The organism is Arthrobacter livingstonensis, assembly GCF_003219815.1.
In the GTDB taxonomy this organism is placed as follows: Bacteria; Actinomycetota; Actinomycetes; order Actinomycetales; family Micrococcaceae; genus Specibacter; species Specibacter livingstonensis.
The window spans coordinates 29,627-45,018 of sequence record NZ_QJVD01000009.1; the positions used below are offsets into that span (position 1 = coordinate 29,627).

Genomic DNA, 15,392 nt, shown 5'->3' on the forward strand with positions numbered 1-15,392 from the left:
CGGTGCCTGCCTACGCCGGAACGATATTGACCAGCTTGGGTGCCCGGACAATCACCGTCCGGATGTCGGCGCCGTCGAGTGCCTTTTGCACGGCTGCCGAGGCCAGGGCGAGTTCGCGCAGCTCGTCCTCGGTGATGTCCGGGGACACCTCCAGGCGGTCGCGGACCTTGCCCTTGACCTGGACCACGGCAGTGATGCTTTGCTGCACCAGCAAGGACTCGTCGACGTCGGGGAAGCCGGCGTTGGCCACCGATGCCGGGTGGCCCAGCGCATTCCACATGTCCTCGGCCGTGTAGGGGGCAAAGAGGCTCAGCAGGACGGCGACGGCCTCGGCGGCCTCGCGCACGGCCGGGTCGCCGGCGCCGGCGCCGGAGTCGATGACCTTGCGGGTGGCATTGACCAGCCCCATCAGCTTTGCCACGACCACATTGAACTTGTGGTCCTCCAGCAGGGCCTTCGCCTCGTGAATGGAGCGGTGGGTCACTGAGCGCAGCGCGGAATCGCCTGTCGACGGGTCAGTGCCCGCGGCGCTGTCCACGTCGCGGCCCAGGCGCCAGGCGCGGGCCAGGAACTTTGCCGAGCCCGACGGCGAAACATCCGCCCAGTCGACCTCGTCCTCCGGCGGGCCGGCAAAGACCATCGTGAGGCGGATCGCGTCAACCCCGTAACGGTCCAGCTGCTGGCCCAGGTCCACGCCGTTGCCCAGCGACTTGCTCATGGCCTTGCCGCCGTTGAGCACCTGGCCCTGGTTCAGCAGGCGGCTGAAGGGCTCGGTGGCCTCCAGCATGCCCATGTCGTGGATGACCTTGGTGAAAAAGCGCGCGTAGAGCAGGTGCAGGATGGCGTGCTCGACGCCGCCCACGTACTGTCCCACGGGCATCCAGTCGTTGACCTTGGCCGGGTCGAACGGGCCGTCGGTGTACTGCGGGGAGACAAAGCGCAGGAAGTACCAGGACGAATCGACAAATGTGTCCATCGTGTCGGTGTCGCGCCTGGCCGCGCCGCCGCACCGCGGGCAGCTCACATTGACCCAGTCGCGGGCGGCGGCGAGCGGGGAGGTGCCCTTCGGGGACAGGTCCTCGCCGCGCAGGTTGTCCGGCAGCCGCACGGGCAGCTGATCGTCGGGGACCGGCACTTCGCCGCAGTCGGCGCAGTGGATGATGGGGATGGGCGCGCCCCAGAAGCGCTGGCGGGACAGCAGCCAGTCGCGCAGGCGGAAGTTCACGAACTTCTTGCCGGTGCCCAACTTTTCCAGGACTTCGATCGCGGCGGGGATGCCGTCCGCCTTGGACAGGCCGTTCAGCTCGCCGGAGTTGATCAGTGTACCGTCTCCGGTGGTGGCAATGCCGGACACGGCCGGGTCTTCCTCGCCCGTGTCCAGGACGGCGCGCACGGGCAGTCCGAACGCCTTGGCAAAATCCAGGTCGCGCTGGTCGTGGGCGGGGACTGCCATGATGGCGCCGGTGCCGTAGTCCGCCAGCACATAGTCGGCGGCCCAGACCGGCAGCCTCTCACCCGTGAGCGGGTTGATGGCGAAGCGCCCGGTGAAAACGCCGGTTTTGGTGCGCTCGGTCGACTGGCGCTCGATGTCGCTCAGGGCCTTGACCCGTTCGCGGTAATCGCTGAGTGCCTCGGCGTGCTCGCCGGTGACCAGTTCCAGGGCCAGCGGGGCGTCGGCGGCCACCACGAAGAACGTGGCGCCGAACAGGGTGTCGGGACGGGTGGTGAACACCGTCAGCTCCTGCTGCGGCTTTTGCGTCCCCGCCTCTTCGATGACGAAAGTGACGTGGGCGCCCTCGGAGCGGCCGATCCAGTTCCTCTGCATGGCCAGCACGCGGTCGGGCCAGTTGCCCTGCAGAGCGTCCATGTCGTCCAGCAGGCGGTCGGCGTAGTCGGTGATCTTGAAGTACCACTGGTTCAGTGACTTCTTGGTCACGATGGTGCCGCAGCGTTCGCAGGCACCGTTGACAACCTGCTCGTTGGCGAGCACCGTCTGGTCCTTGGGGCACCAGTTGACCGGGGAATCCTTGCGGTAGGCCAGGCCGCGCTCGTGGAAGCGCTTGAACAGCCACTGCGTCCACCGGTAGTACTCGGGGTCGGAGGTCTGCAGGCGGCGGGACCAGTCCACCGAGATGGCGTAGCGCTTGAAAGACGCCGCCTGCGTGTCAATATTGGCATACGTCCACTCACTGGGATGGGCGTTGCGCTTGATGGCGGCGTTTTCCGCCGGCAGGCCGAAGGAGTCCCAGCCGATCGGGTGCAGCACGTCATAGCCTAGCTGGCGCCAGTAGCGGGCGACGACGTCGCCCATCGCAAAGGCCTCCGCGTGCCCCATGTGAAGGTCCCCGGAGGGGTACGGGAACATGTCCAGGACGTAGCGGCGTTCCTTCGAGCCGTCGTCAAGCGGGGTAAAGACCTTCAATTCCTCCCAGACGGCCGGCCATTTGGCCTCCATCGCGGCGAAACTGTAGACGCCCTCTTCGCTGTTTTCCTCAGTCTGGGACTGCACGCTCACGTACCCTGCCTTTTCAATCATCAATGGCTTCCTGCACTGTCCTGCCGTGTACACACAAAAGCCCCTCGACTCAGCAAGGGGCGGCCGCAAAAGTATTTGCGGCTAGGTAAGGAGGAGCTTTGTATTCACCGTCCTACTTTAGCGCACATGGAGAACGACGGCGGGAGCCCGCCTTTCAGGGGAAAGGTGGTCTCCCGCCGACTTGCCTCACGCGATGCGGTGGCGTGCTGTTACTTCACGTCGTCGTCGACCCAGTCCATGGACTTGGTGACGGCCTTCTTCCACAGGCGCATCTGGCGGTCGCGCTCGGCGGGATCCATCTTTGGCACCCAGCGCTTGTCCTCGGACCAGTTGGTGGCCAGTTCGTCCGTGTCCTTCCAGAAACCGACAGCCAGCCCGGCCGCGTAGGCCGCGCCAAGGGCAGTCGTCTCGGTGACCTTCGGGCGGATGACCGGAATGCCCAGAATGTCGGCCTGGAACTGCATGAGCGCGTCGTTGGCGACCATGCCGCCGTCAACCCTCAGATCCTCCATGTCCACGCCCGAATCCGCGTTGGCGGCGTCGAGCACCTCGCGGGTCTGGAACGCTGTTGCCTCCAGTGCCGCGCGGGCAATGTGGCCCTTGTTGACGAAACGGGTCAGCCCCACGATCGCCCCGCGGGCATCGGAGCGCCAGTAGGGTGCGAACAGGCCCGAGAACGCCGGCACGATGTACACCCCGCCGTTGTCCTCAACCGTCTTCGCCAGCTCCTCGACCTCTGGCGCAGACTTGATCATCCCCAAGTTGTCGCGCAGCCACTGGATCAGCGAGCCCGTCACGGCGATCGACCCCTCCAGGGCGTAGACCGGCTTCGCGTCGCCGAGCTTGTAGCAGACAGTGGTCAGCAGACCGTTCTTGGAGTGCACGATCTCCTCTCCCGTGTTGACGATCAGGAAGTTTCCGGTGCCATAGGTGTTTTTGGCCCCGCCCTTCTCGAACGCAGCCTGGCCGAACGTCGCCGCCTGCTGGTCGCCCAGGATGCCGGCAACCGGCGTCTCGCGCAGCAGCTGGCTCCCGTGCACCGTGCCATAGACCTCCGAGGAGGACTTGATCTCGGGCATCATGGACTTCGGCACGCCGAAGATCGAGAGGATCTCCTCATCCCAGGAGAGCGACTCCAGGTCCATGAAGAGGGTCCGGGAGGCGTTGGTGACGTCGGTGATGTGCACGCCGCCGTCGGTGCCGCCGGTGAGGTTCCAGACCACCCAGCTGTCGGTGTTGCCGAAGAGCAGGTCCCCGGCCTCCGCCTTGGCGCGGGCTCCTTCAACGTTGTCCAGGATCCACTTGATCTTGGTGCCGGAGAAGTAGGTGGCCAGCGGCAGGCCCACCTTTTGCTTGAAGCGCTCGACGCCGCCGTCGGCGGCGAGCTCGTCAACGATGGCCTGGGTGCGGGTGTCCTGCCAGACAATGGCATTGTAGACCGGGACGCCGGTGTTCTTGTCCCAGACGACGGCGGTTTCGCGCTGGTTGGTGATGCCGACACCGACGATGTCATGCCGGGTCAGGTTGGCCTTGGACAGCGCCGTGCCGATGACCTCGCGGGTGTTGTTCCAGATCTCCATGGCGTCGTGCTCGACCCAGCCGGCCTTCGGGAAGATCTGCTCGTGCTCAAGCTGGCCGGCTGAGACGATGTTGCCGTCGTGGTCAAAGACGATGGCACGACTGCTGGTGGTTCCCTGGTCAATGGCAATTACGTACTGAGACATCATTGTTTCCTTTGTTTGTGCAGCCTGCAAAAGTTGCTGCGACTCATTACCACTTCTCTGTCTACTACTTGGTCTACTTCATTGCCCACATAACAACAAGGCCTACTTCACGACAAGTGGCAGCCACTGCGCCATGAGTCCACCCAGTGCGCCGCCAACCAAGGGACCGACAATGGGTACCCAGGAGTAGCTCCAGTCGCTGGAACCCTTGCCCTTGATGGGCAGGAGTGCGTGCGCGATGCGCGGGCCCAGGTCGCGGGCGGGGTTGATGGCGTAACCCGTAGGTCCACCGAGGGACGCGCCGATGGCGACCACCAGCAGTGCAACGGGCAGCGGGCCCAGGCCGGCCACACCGCCGCCGAAGTGCAGGATCACAAACACCAAGACAAAGGTGCCGATGACTTCGGTGACAACATTCCAGCCGTAGTTGCGCTTGGCCGGTCCGGTGGAGAACACGCCGAGCTTGGTGGCGGCGTCGGGCTCGTCATCGAAGTGCTGCTTGTAGGCCAGCCAGCACACCACGGCACCGATGAAGGCACCAAGCATTTCAGCGCCAAAGTACGTCAGGGTCGAGCCGAAGGTGATCGGCACGTTGGGTGCGTAGTCGGTGGCACCGCTGGAGAGTATGCCCACGGTCACGGCGGGGTTCAGGTGCGCACCCGACTTGGCGGCAACGAACACACCGGACATCACTGCCAGGCCCCAACCCCAGTTGACCATGAGGAAACCGCCGGCATTGCCCTTGGTTCCCTTCAACGCAACGTTGGCCACGACACCGCAACCCAGCAGGGTGAGCATCATGGTTCCCATCACTTCAGACAGGAACACAATTCCAAGAGACATCTTTGACTCCTTCTTCTATCCATATTTTGTTATTCAGGCACTCCCCCAATGGGGTGCCCGTTTCTTGTGCCGTGTCCCGGGAGGGCGCTTAGGCGATCAAGCTTTGCACCTGGACACCGTGAAAACGGGCCAGGACGTCTTGGGCGTGAATGATTTCCTCATGCGCCCTGTCCTGGGACCAGCCGAGGGGCCGGGCCAGGGCTGAGGCAGTCTCGGCCAACAGTTCGCCGGTGACCAGGCCGCGGAAGGCCAGGGAGGTCCGGCGGATGAGAATGTCAACCAGATGGCCGATTTGCTCGTGTTCAACCATGAACTCAACCTCACGGCGGCTCAACTCGTGGGTTGATTCAAAGGCTTCGTCTTCGCCGGCGGCCAGGTAGGCCAGCACCTCCCCCGCCCGGGTGCCGTAACGGGTCAACAGGACGCCGGCCCGCGCTGCATTGACGGTGCCGCTGACGTGGCCGGCAATCCAGGCCTCGACGCCGGCCGCGTTCTCGGGGAAGCCGGCACCGCCACCGATGGAGAGCTTCGCCGTCGAGGTTTTACGTTCCGCGCCCAGTGCGGCCAGGACGTCGTTGGCAAGGTGTTCCGAGAGCGCCCGGAACGTCGTCCACTTGCCGCCCACCAGGCTCAGCACGGGGACCGTGGCGCCGGCGATGGCGCGGTCCGTCCGCTCGATCCGGTAGTCGCGGGAGACGAACCCTGGGGCCGTCTCGTCGTGGCGGGGCAGCGGGCGCACACCGGAGAAGGTGTAGACAATCTCATTGCGGGTGACGGCGACCTCGGGGAAAACGTGGCCGATCAACTCGATGAAGTAGTCAATCTCCTCCTCTGTGCACACGGCGTCCTGGGACATGTCCGCATCGATGTCGGTGGTGCCCACCAGCACGCGGTCACCCATCGGGTAGATCAGCACAATGCGGCCGTCGGTGTGTTCAAAGAAGATTTCCCGGCCGGCGCACGCCGCCAGCAGTTCCGGATGGTCCAGCACAATGTGGGAGCCCTTCGTGCCGCCCATGAACAGGGTTTCGGCGCCCATGGCCGTATTGGTGGCATCGACCCAGGCGCCGGTGGTGTTGACGATGACGTCGGCCGTGAAGGTGAACGTCTCCCCGGTGAGCTGGTCGGTAAGTTCCACCCCGTTATCCGAGACGGCGGTGGCGGCCAGGTAGTTGGTGGCCCGTGCGCGGCTCGTTCCGTCGGCGGCTGTGCCCTGGCCTTCTGTGCCCTGGCCTACTGTGCCCTGGCCTTCTGTGCCCTGGCCTTCCAGGCCGGCCTTTTCGCCGTCCTGGAGCACGTCAAGGGTCAGTCGCTCCGGGTTGTGCACGGACGCATCGTAGTAGGTGGCGGCGTATTTGATGCCCGGATTCAAGGCGGGCAGTTCGGCCAGTGCCTTGGCCCGGCCCTTGAACTCATGGCGGGGGACGGTGCCGCCGTCCCTGGAGAAGGAATCGTACAAGGTCAGGCCGGCCTTGATCAGGAATGCCCCACGCTCCTGCGGCTTGCCCTGCTTGTGCGTGAGGAAACGCATGGGCGCGGCCAGGATGCCGGAGAACGTGCTGAAAATGGGAATGGTGGTCTGCAGCGGCTTGACGTAGTGCGGGGCAATCTTGAGCAGCCTGTTGCGCTCCACGACAGATTCACGCACCAGCCGGAACTCGCCGTTTTCCAGGTAGCGGATGCCACCGTGAATCATGTGCGAGGAGGCACCGGAAGCGCCCTGGCAGTAGTCGCCGCGCTCCACGAGCGCCACGTCGATGCCCTGCAGGGCCAGGTCACGGAATGTTCCGACGCCGTTGATCCCGCCGCCAATGACAAGGACCTGGGCACGGGGCCGGTGGCGCAGTGCCTGTACTTGCGGGCGGAGGACTGCCCCGCTGTCGTTGGCGGTTGCGTTCTTGCCGGCATTGCCGAGGGTACCCACGTTGGCCTCATTCACGTTGTGTTGCGTTGCGCACCGGGCGCTTGGTTCCACTATTGTTTGAATAAGTGAAATATATAGTCAACTCCTTTGCACAAACGTGCAGAAAGGCCGTTCGTGCCATGCCAAGCAGGCGAACAAAGCAGTCCGACGCCCTCCGGGCTGCACAAATGTACTATTTGCAGGACCAAACCATGGATGCCATTGCCAGGGAGCTGCGAACGTCCCGCTCCACGGTGTCCAGGCTCATTTCCACCGCACGCGAAAGCGGGCTGGTGCAGATCCAAATCAAGACACCGGCGGACCGGGCCCCGGAGCTGGAGCGGGCCATCCGCAACCGCTACCAGGTCGAGGTCCATGTGGTTCCGGTGGCTGACACGCTCGACGAGGTGGAAGCCCTGGACCGGGTCAGCATGCAGGCCGCCCGCACCATCACGCCCCTGGTGGACTCCAACGCCGTCATCGGGGTGGCCTGGGGCTCCACCCTCAGCGCGGTCAGCCGGCACCTGACGCGCAAGACCACGCACGGCACCACCATTGTCCAGCTCAACGGCGCAGGAAACACTCAAACCACCGGCATCACCTATGCCTCTGAAATCGTCCGGCGCTTCGGCAACGCCTATGGGGCCAAGGTGGAGCAGTTTCCGGTGCCGGCCTTCTTTGACCACGCCGAGACCAAGCGCATGATGTGGGAGGAACGCAGCGTCCGGCGCATCCTGGACCTGCAGGAACGGATGACGATTGCCATCTTCGGGGTGGGCTCCATGGACGCCGACATCCCCAGCCACGTGTATTCGGGCGGGTACCTGGACTCCACGGACCTGGACGCGCTCGAAGCCAGTGGCGTTGCCGGCGACGTTGCGACCGTCTTCTTCCGCAACGACGGAACCGACGCCGGGATCGTGCTCAACGACCGCTCCAGCGGACCCAGCCTGGAAAGCCTGCGCAAGGTCAAGCGTCGAATATGTGTGGTCTCCGGGGCCAAAAAAATCAAGGGGCTCCGGGGAGCGCTCGCCGCAGGGCTGGCCACCGACCTGATTCTGGACGAAAGCACCGCCAGGGAACTCGTGGAGGCGGAAAGCCACTCCAGCGACCCGATCTTCGGCTTCCTGAGCAGCCTGGACGGGCTCTAAGTGTTGGGGGCGCCCAGCCGCGCCGCACCCACCGGGGCCGGAGGGGTGGGTAGAGTCGTAGACATGCATTTGGCACCCAAAACCACACTCAACAACGGCGTCCGCATCGACACCGTTGGCTACGGGGTCTACAAGGTCCCCTCCGTGGACTGCGCCGCGCTGGTCTCCACCGCGATCGACTCAGGCTACCGGACCATCGACACCGCCGCCCTTTATGACAATGAGGAGGGCGTCGGGCAGGCCGTCAACGCCGCCGTCGCCGCCGGGACGCCGAGGGAGGAACTGTTTGTCACGTCAAAAGTGTGGAATGACCGCCACGGCTACGACTCCACCCTGGCCGCCTTTGACGAATCCATGGACCGGCTGAACCTCGACTACCTTGACCTGTTTCTCATCCACTGGCCCTGCCCGGAGCAGAAGCTGTTCATCCCCACGTACAAGGCGCTGGAAACGCTTTACCACGCCGGCCGCGTGCGGGCCATCGGCGTGAGCAACTTTGAGCCTGACCACCTGCACCGCCTGCTGGAGGCCACCGAGGTGGTGCCGGCGGTCAACCAGGTGGAGCTCCACCCATGGCTGCAACAGCACGAACTCCGGGAACTGCACGCTGAACTTGGCATCGCCACCCAGGCGTGGAGCCCACTGGCCCGCGGCCAGCTTCTGGCCGACCCCGCGCTCGCGGCCATTGCCACGGCCCACGGCAGGTCCGTGGCGCAGGTGGTGCTCCGGTGGCACGTGCAGCGCGGCCACCTGGTGATACCCAAGGCCAGCAGCCAGGCACGCATCGCGGCAAACCTGCAGCTCTTTGATTTTGCACTCAGTGACACCGACATGGCCGTAATCGCGGCCATGGACAGCGGGCGCCGCTCCGGTTCCGATCCCAACACCGTGAACTAGCGGGCCAGTGAGGGACAACGTGAAGCAAGGTACGACGCCGAAAACCGCACCCATCGCTGTTGACCTGTCCGACCGGGCCGGGGAACACACGGTTGAGGTAGCAGGCACCACCGTGCATTATTGGGACTACGCCCCCGTTGCCTGGACGCCTTCCACCCGCACCATCGTCATGGTGCACGGCTTCCGTGGCGACCACCACGGTCTGGAGCGCGTGGTTGAGCTGCTGCCGGAGCACCGGGTCATCATGCCCGACCTGCCCGGCTTTGGGCTCTCCCCCGCCTTTGACCACACCGAACACACCGTGGCCGGTTACGGCAGCTTCCTGGCCGGCTTCCTGGATACCCTGGCGCTGGGCACCGGCACCGTGCTGCTCGGGCACTCCTTTGGCTCCATTGTGGCCAGCCACTTTGCGGCGTCCAACCCCGGGCGGGTGCAGCCCTTGATCCTGGTCAACCCCATCGCGGCGCCCGCCCTGGAGGGCCCCAAGGGCGTCATGACCAAGCTGGCCATATTTTATTACTGGACATCCGCCAAACTCCCGGCAGTCCTGGGAAACGCACTGTTGCGCAGCAGGCTTATTGTCCGCGTCATGAGTGTGACCATGGCCAAGACCCGTGACAAGGCGCTGCTGACGTTCATTCACGGCCAGCACCACGCCTACTTCAGCGGCTTCGCGAACCGGGACATGCTGCTTGAGTCGTTTCAGGCCTCGGTGAGCGGCACCGTGCGCCAAGTCGCGGAGCAACTCACCCTGCCTGTGCTCCTGATTGCCGGTGCCGAGGACGAGATTGCCACACTGCCCCACCAGCACAAGCTCATGGAGCTGCTGCCACAGGGTGAGCTGGTGGTGATCAGCGACGTCGGCCACCTGATCCACTACGAAACCCCGCAGCCGGCCGCGACGGCCATTATCAACTTCCTGGAAAGGCATCCCGCCCCGTGACTGCCAGCAGCACTCCCGGCCCCCCTCCCCGTGGCCGCAGGCCAAAGATCACCATTGATGCCCGGTTCACCCGGCTGGACCACCACGATGGCATCAGCCGTTACGGCGCAAGCCTCATTGCCGCCGTCGCACCTTATGCCGACGTCACGATGCTCATCCATGACGAACGCCAGCTTGCGCTGCTGCCTGCGCTGCCGTGGGTCAAGATCAATTCGCCGCTGTCCCCGCTGGAGCTGTTTGTCGCCCGGCACGTGAACAGGCTGGGCGCCGACCTGGTGTTTTGCCCCATGCAGACCATGGGCAGCTGGGGGCGGAAGTATCCGCTGGTTCTCACACTCCACGACCTGATCTACTACGAGCACCCTGCCCCGCCCGGCTTCCTGCCGGCACCGGTGCGCGTGCTGTGGCGGCTGTACCACAAGGCCTACTGGCCGCAGCGGGTGCTGCTGAACCGGGCCGACGTGGTAGCCACGATCAGCGCGACCACGCTGGGCCTGATGAACAAGTTCTCCCTGACGCGCAAGCCCATCCGCATTGTGGGCAACGCACCCCAGGGCGGCCGGAAGCCCCGCGACCCAGCCGTGGCGCCGGAAAAGTCGCTCACCTACATGGGCTCCTTCATGCCGTACAAGAACGTGGAGACGCTCATTGCCGGGATGGCCCAGCTGCCGGACTTTACGTTGAACCTGCTAAGCCGGGTCACCCCGGAACGCCGTGCGGAGCTTGAGTCGCTCATTCCCGACGGCGCCAAGGTGGTCTTCCACAACGGGGTCACCGACGCCGAATATGACGAACTGCTGCTGCGCACCACCGCCCTGGTCACCCTCTCCAAGGCCGAGGGCTACGGATTGCCGCTGGTGGAGGCCATGGCACTGGGTACGCCCGTGGTGGTGGCCGAAACCGACATCTTCCGGGAAGTGGGCGGCACTGCCGCGCACTATGTTCCCGCGGACTCCCCCACCGCCTTTGCCGCGGCCGTGCACGCCCTGGACGACCACGATATCTGGGCAGCCAGTTCGACGGCGTCTGTTGCCCAGGCGGGCACCTTCAGCTGGGACGCCTCCGCCCGGGAGCTGCTGGCCATCGTGGAGGAACTGCGGGGCTGAATTGGTGCACTCGTCCCTCCACAGGCATACCTGTACGGGTAGTTGTCCATGGTTTGTCATTAAGGGGTTCACAGCTACTAATCCAGGTGATGAACTGGACTCATGAACGATTTCCAGCCCGGCACACCCCGTCACGAAGGCCTCCAGCCTGCGCCGGCTTCGTGGTCGCCGGCCCCTGGAATTGTCGCACCCTACCCCGTCGTACAGGAACCCGAACGGGAGGGAGCACCCGACAGTGCCGCGGCACGCAGTCGGACCGCGGCGCCCATCCGGTCGCCATCGAAACTGCCGGATCCCCGCGCCCTCGCCCGGCAGCTGGCCACGACTCCCCATGAAACCATCGCTGTCGCGGACCTCGAAATCAACTCGGTGGAGGCGCTGGCCGAAGCGGAGTACCTGTGTGCCGTTTCCGACCTCCGCAGCCTGGCCGCCATCGAGTCCGGGCTTGCGGCCCTCAAGGCCCAAACAGTCGAGAGGCTCGACGCCGCGTCCATCGGGCTCGGGATTGTGGCCGAATTGGACCCGTGGCAGCAGGAGATTCTCGCGATTTCCACCACCGCCGAGCTGTGCGCCGCATTAACCCTCCCCCAGCGGTCAGGCGGGGAATTGAAGTCCCAAAGCATTGTCCTGGTGCGGCACCACCCAAACATCCTGGCGGCACTCTCCGGCGGGTCAATATCGTGGCGCAACGCCGTGGCAGCCCTGGACGAGTTGGATACGTTGGAGACGCTGCGGACCGCGAAGGGAGAGCATCTCGTTTCCGTGGATGAGCTTCGGGACCTTGAACGCCAACTGCTGGATCTGGCGCCCGGAATGACGGGCCCAAAGTTCAACGTCCAGGCCCGCCGGCTGAGGGAACGTGCCCACCCCGAGAGCATCCAGCACCGCCATGTCAAGGCGGTCGATGACCGCAAGCTTGCACTGCAGCCGGGCAGGGATGGCATGTCTTGGCTGTCCATGTTCCTGCCGGCCGACACCGCGCAGGGAATTTGGAACCAGGCAACCCGCACGGCCCGCACCCTGCAGGGACCCAACGAACGCCGCACCCTGACACAGCTGCGTGTCGACGCGCTGGCAGAGTGGCTCCTGGAAACCGGTACACTGCCGCCGGCCGTTAACGGCCACGACGATACCGGGGATACAGGCTTCGAAGATGCCGGACGTGGGGAGGGCAACCAGCAGGAGGGCCGACCGCGACCCCGGGCCCAGGTCCTGGTCACCGTTCCGCTTCTGAGCCTGCTTGGTCACTCGAATGAACCGGCGGAGCTGGAGGGCTACGGACCCATTCCACCGGCCATGGCCCGCAAGCTTGCCGCCGAGTGCCCCACGCTGTATCGGATCATGGTCGATCCTTACACGAATGAATATTTGTCCATGGACCCTACGCGGTACAGGATCACTGGCGCCGAGCGGACCATGCTGCGCGCACGTGACGGCAACTGCGTGTTCCCCTGCTGCAACACCGTCACCGATGACACGGAACTTGACCACATACTCGCCTGGGAAGACGGTGGGTCCTCCCTGCCGGAAAATCTCGGCAACGAGTGCGGCGTTCACCACCGGCTCAAGCATTTCAAGGACGGCAAGGCGAAGTACGGAAGCCGGAAACCGCCCCGCAATGCAGCCGCGCAGGCCAAGTCCTCCTCCATCATGAAGGGGTGGACCCCTGTCGCCACGAGGAATCCAGGCGGGAAGCCGGGCTGGATCTCTCCCGCCGGCTGGCACTACCCTCCGGAAGCAACGGCCAGCACTCCACCACAAATCCCGGCCTGGATCATGATCGAGGCCATCGAAGAACTGCGGGGAGAACTGTGAGCAACGATGGATGCCATCCCGCTCCCGCTGTCCCTCGCAGCCGGGCCCGGATTAGGTCATGTAGCTGGGCCTGCTTCCGGTCATGCAGGCGGGCCCGCCTCAGGTGATGCCCAGCTGGAACCAGCCCGCCCAGCCGCCACTGCCATCCCACCAGGTGCTGTAGACAATGCCATCGGACCCCACGGCAAATACGTCGATGTGCTCGGTCACCCGGGAAATGGCCACAACCTGGCTGCCGGCCTTGGCAATGCCGCCGGAGACGTTGAACCAGCCGGCCCAGCCGGTGGTGTCATCCCACCACGTGCTGTAAATCCGGTTGTCGGTCCCCACCGTGAACAGGTCAAGGTGGTTGGAGTAGCGGGCGATGGCCGTGACGGGCGAGCCAGGCGACGCCACTCCCCCGGAAACCTGGAACCAGCCGGCCCAGCCGGAGCGGGCATCCCACCAGGTGGACATGACGGCGCCGTTGGATGCGGTCGTGAACAAGTCCAGGTGATCCGGATAGCGCGCAACAACGTTGACGGTCGCGTCCGGCCGGGCCGCAAGCGTGTCAAGGGGGAACCAGCCTGCCCAGCCGGAGCGGTCGTCCCACCAGCAGGACCAGAATCGGTGGTCCGTGCCCACCGTGAACAGGTCCAGGTGGAACGGGTACCGGGCAATGGCTGTCACCGTGGCCCCGGCGCCAGCCACGCCGCCGGAAACCTGGAACCAGTCCGCCCAGCCGGTGCGGGCATCCCACCAGATGGACATGATGGCTCCGTTGGCGGCCGTAGTGAACACGTCCAGGTGGTCCGAATAGCGGGCCACCACGCTGACGGTTGAACCGGGGCGGGCGGCAAGCGTGCCCAGGGGGAACCAGCCGGACCAGCCGCCATTGACGTCCCACCACGCGCTGTACACGCGGTTGTCGGTGCCAACGGTAAACACGTCAAGGTGCCCTGAATAGCGCGCCACGGCCGTCACCGGTGAGCCCGTCCCGCCGCCGGAGGCAACGCCGCCGGACAGCTGGAACCAGCCGGCCCAGCCGCTGTTGGCGTCCCACCAGTCGGACATGGTGCGCCCGTCGGAGCCCTCGGCAAACACGTCCAGGTGTTCTGGGTACCGGGCCACGACGCTCAGCGGCGTCCGGTCCCTCGCCACGAGCGTGCCCAGGGGGTCGATCCGGTTCCAGATCACCTGGCGGCACACACGGCAAAACGGGACACCGAGTTCGCGCATCTTACAGTCGTACTCCGGCCGGTAGGCACCGCAATGGTAGTAGTCGGCTCCTTCAAACAGCCCCACGGTCCCCGTCGGCACCGGGCTGGGCCGGGAGTCCACGGTGCTGCAATCAGGGTTGGCCATGGTGGGCACGGTGGTGGACGTGTTCACGGCCCACCTCCACTTAAGCGTTGCCCGCACGGCATTCGTTGTGACGTTGGGCTGGCCCGGTTCCCCGGCGGGGTGGTGGTCGTGGCCGGTTTCATTGCCTCCGGCGTAGTAGGGATATTCGTCAGCCAGGCCGTAGGCAGTGTGGCCGAGCTCGTGGATGGCAATTTCAGTGGCGCCGCCGGCCAGCGAATACGTGCCAACGGATCCGCCGCTGCCACCATAAACGCTGGAATTGACCACCACCAGGGCCACGGTGAAGCCCGGCACCTGTCCCGCCGCAACCGTCAGCGCAGTCGAGTCATTGCACTCCAGCAGGCGGCGGATGCCGTTGTTCCCAAAGGAGGAGTCAAAGTACGTATTCGGGCTGGCCCCCGTCCCTCCCGTTGCCACGGGGTCGTCGGCACCGGAGCCGGTGGACGCCACATTGATCCGGAAGACATTAATGGCCGGAGCCAGCCGGTCATACGGTGGCGTGCCAAAGAAGGCCGTGAGGAAGTCGCTGCAGGCAGTGTCAAAGACGCCTTGTTCAGCCGCCTGGAATCCGTCGCCCATCATGGCGATGTTGAACGCCCTGTTGTGCGGGGCGGATCCAGAGATCTGCGTAGTCCCGATGATGTGGCCGTCGGCGGTAGTCATGGCTGCTGCCCCCCGGCCGGGGCATCGAGGGCGAACGTCGCCAGATCGGTGGCCCAGGGCTCCTCATGGGCCGGGGTCGGCACACCGCCGGGTCGCGGGGCTGCCGCGGGCCTCCCCACACGCACGACGGCGACATGGCTGGCGGACAGCGGCGCCGGCGCGACCACAGTGAACGCGCCCCGCACCTCCGCCTTGTCCACCCGGGTGATCGGGTCCCCGGCATGTTCTGGAAAAACCTCCGCGCTGGCAGCCATCCCCGAACGGACGGGCACGCGGCTCAACGTGCCGCCGTCAGGGCCGCGGACCTCCACGTAATCACCTGGCCGCAGGTCCGGGTGGAGGTCAAATCCGCTGACCGCCACGTCGACCGGCTGCTGCAGGATGAGCGAAATATTGCCGCTCTCGTATTCGAAAACAAACCGCATTGACCGCACTGGAACCGGTCCGGATGTCGTGTCCATGGTGTC

The 15,392-nt window shown here is 65.2% G+C and carries 11 protein-coding genes; 5 read left to right on the plus strand and 6 right to left on the minus strand.

Features of this window, described 5'->3' with window-relative positions; genetic code table 11:
* Positions 1 to 10: 10 nt before the first annotated feature.
* The 4 genes from leuS to CVV68_RS09880 all read right to left on the minus strand — a co-directional run bounded on the left by leuS (position 11) and on the right by CVV68_RS09880 (position 7,027).
* A complete protein-coding gene (gene leuS, locus CVV68_RS09865; protein ID WP_438502630.1) occupies positions 11 to 2,515 on the minus strand; it encodes a leucine--tRNA ligase in 2,505 nt (834 codons plus the stop codon).
* A 230-nt stretch (positions 2,516 to 2,745) separates the two neighbouring features.
* Positions 2,746 to 4,260: a glycerol kinase GlpK gene (gene glpK / locus CVV68_RS09870; RefSeq protein WP_110500844.1), complete on the minus strand. Its 1,515-nt coding sequence runs from the start codon at positions 4,258 to 4,260 to the stop codon at positions 2,746 to 2,748.
* Between the two features lie 102 nt (positions 4,261 to 4,362).
* Entirely contained in the window at positions 4,363 to 5,103 is a 741-nt protein-coding gene (locus CVV68_RS09875) for an MIP/aquaporin family protein (protein WP_110500845.1), read from the minus strand.
* Between the two features lie 88 nt (positions 5,104 to 5,191).
* Positions 5,192 to 7,027: a glycerol-3-phosphate dehydrogenase/oxidase gene (locus CVV68_RS09880; protein WP_110500956.1), complete on the minus strand. Its 1,836-nt coding sequence runs from the start codon at positions 7,025 to 7,027 to the stop codon at positions 5,192 to 5,194.
* Between the two features lie 167 nt (positions 7,028 to 7,194).
* On the opposite strand from CVV68_RS09880, the gene CVV68_RS09885 reads away from it, so the two are divergent.
* The 5 genes from CVV68_RS09885 (at position 7,195) to CVV68_RS09905 (ending at position 12,918) form a co-directional block, all read left to right on the plus strand.
* Complete coding sequence (locus CVV68_RS09885; protein WP_438502628.1) at positions 7,195 to 8,157, plus strand: sugar-binding transcriptional regulator; 963 nt, start codon at positions 7,195 to 7,197, stop codon at positions 8,155 to 8,157.
* 63 nt (positions 8,158 to 8,220) lie between these two features.
* The gene (locus CVV68_RS09890) at positions 8,221 to 9,054 is read left to right on the plus strand and encodes an aldo/keto reductase (RefSeq protein WP_110500847.1); all 834 of its coding nucleotides are present in this window, start codon (positions 8,221 to 8,223) and stop codon (positions 9,052 to 9,054) included.
* Between the two features lie 19 nt (positions 9,055 to 9,073).
* A complete protein-coding gene (locus tag CVV68_RS09895; RefSeq protein ID WP_110500957.1) occupies positions 9,074 to 9,997 on the plus strand; it encodes an alpha/beta fold hydrolase in 924 nt (307 codons plus the stop codon).
* A complete protein-coding gene (locus CVV68_RS09900) occupies positions 9,994 to 11,103 on the plus strand; it encodes a glycosyltransferase family 4 protein (RefSeq protein WP_110500848.1) in 1,110 nt (369 codons plus the stop codon). The genes CVV68_RS09895 and CVV68_RS09900 overlap by 4 nt, the downstream gene beginning before the upstream one ends.
* 102 nt (positions 11,104 to 11,205) lie before the next feature.
* The gene (locus CVV68_RS09905; RefSeq protein ID WP_110500849.1) at positions 11,206 to 12,918 is read left to right on the plus strand and encodes an HNH endonuclease signature motif containing protein; all 1,713 of its coding nucleotides are present in this window, start codon (positions 11,206 to 11,208) and stop codon (positions 12,916 to 12,918) included.
* 99 nt (positions 12,919 to 13,017) lie between these two features.
* Here CVV68_RS09905 and CVV68_RS09910 read toward each other — a convergent pair whose 3' ends face one another.
* Positions 13,018 to 14,925, minus strand: a complete 1,908-nt coding sequence (locus CVV68_RS09910) for a M64 family metallopeptidase (RefSeq protein ID WP_110500850.1) — start codon at positions 14,923 to 14,925, stop codon at positions 13,018 to 13,020.
* The gene (locus tag CVV68_RS09915) at positions 14,922 to 15,350 is read right to left on the minus strand and encodes a hypothetical protein (protein WP_110500851.1); all 429 of its coding nucleotides are present in this window, start codon (positions 15,348 to 15,350) and stop codon (positions 14,922 to 14,924) included. Before CVV68_RS09915 ends, CVV68_RS09910 begins: the two co-directional genes overlap by 4 nt.
* Between the last annotated feature and the right edge of the window lie 42 nt (positions 15,351 to 15,392).

Bases quoted from the DNA above. Each gene is read 5' to 3' on its own strand.
- glpK (WP_110500844.1), bottom strand. From the start codon at position 4,260: ATGTCTCAGTACGTAATTGCCATTGACCAGGGAACCACCAGCAGTCGT.
- CVV68_RS09875 (WP_110500845.1), bottom strand. From the start codon at position 5,103: ATGTCTCTTGGAATTGTGTTCCTGTCTGAAGTGATGGGAACCATGATG.
- CVV68_RS09885 (WP_438502628.1), top strand. From the start codon at position 7,195: ATGTACTATTTGCAGGACCAAACCATGGATGCCATTGCCAGGGAGCTG.
- CVV68_RS09890 (WP_110500847.1), top strand. From the start codon at position 8,221: ATGCATTTGGCACCCAAAACCACACTCAACAACGGCGTCCGCATCGAC.
- CVV68_RS09905 (WP_110500849.1), top strand. From the start codon at position 11,206: ATGAACGATTTCCAGCCCGGCACACCCCGTCACGAAGGCCTCCAGCCT.
- CVV68_RS09910 (WP_110500850.1), bottom strand. From the start codon at position 14,925: ATGACTACCGCCGACGGCCACATCATCGGGACTACGCAGATCTCTGGA.
- CVV68_RS09915 (WP_110500851.1), bottom strand. From the start codon at position 15,350: ATGCGGTTTGTTTTCGAATACGAGAGCGGCAATATTTCGCTCATCCTG.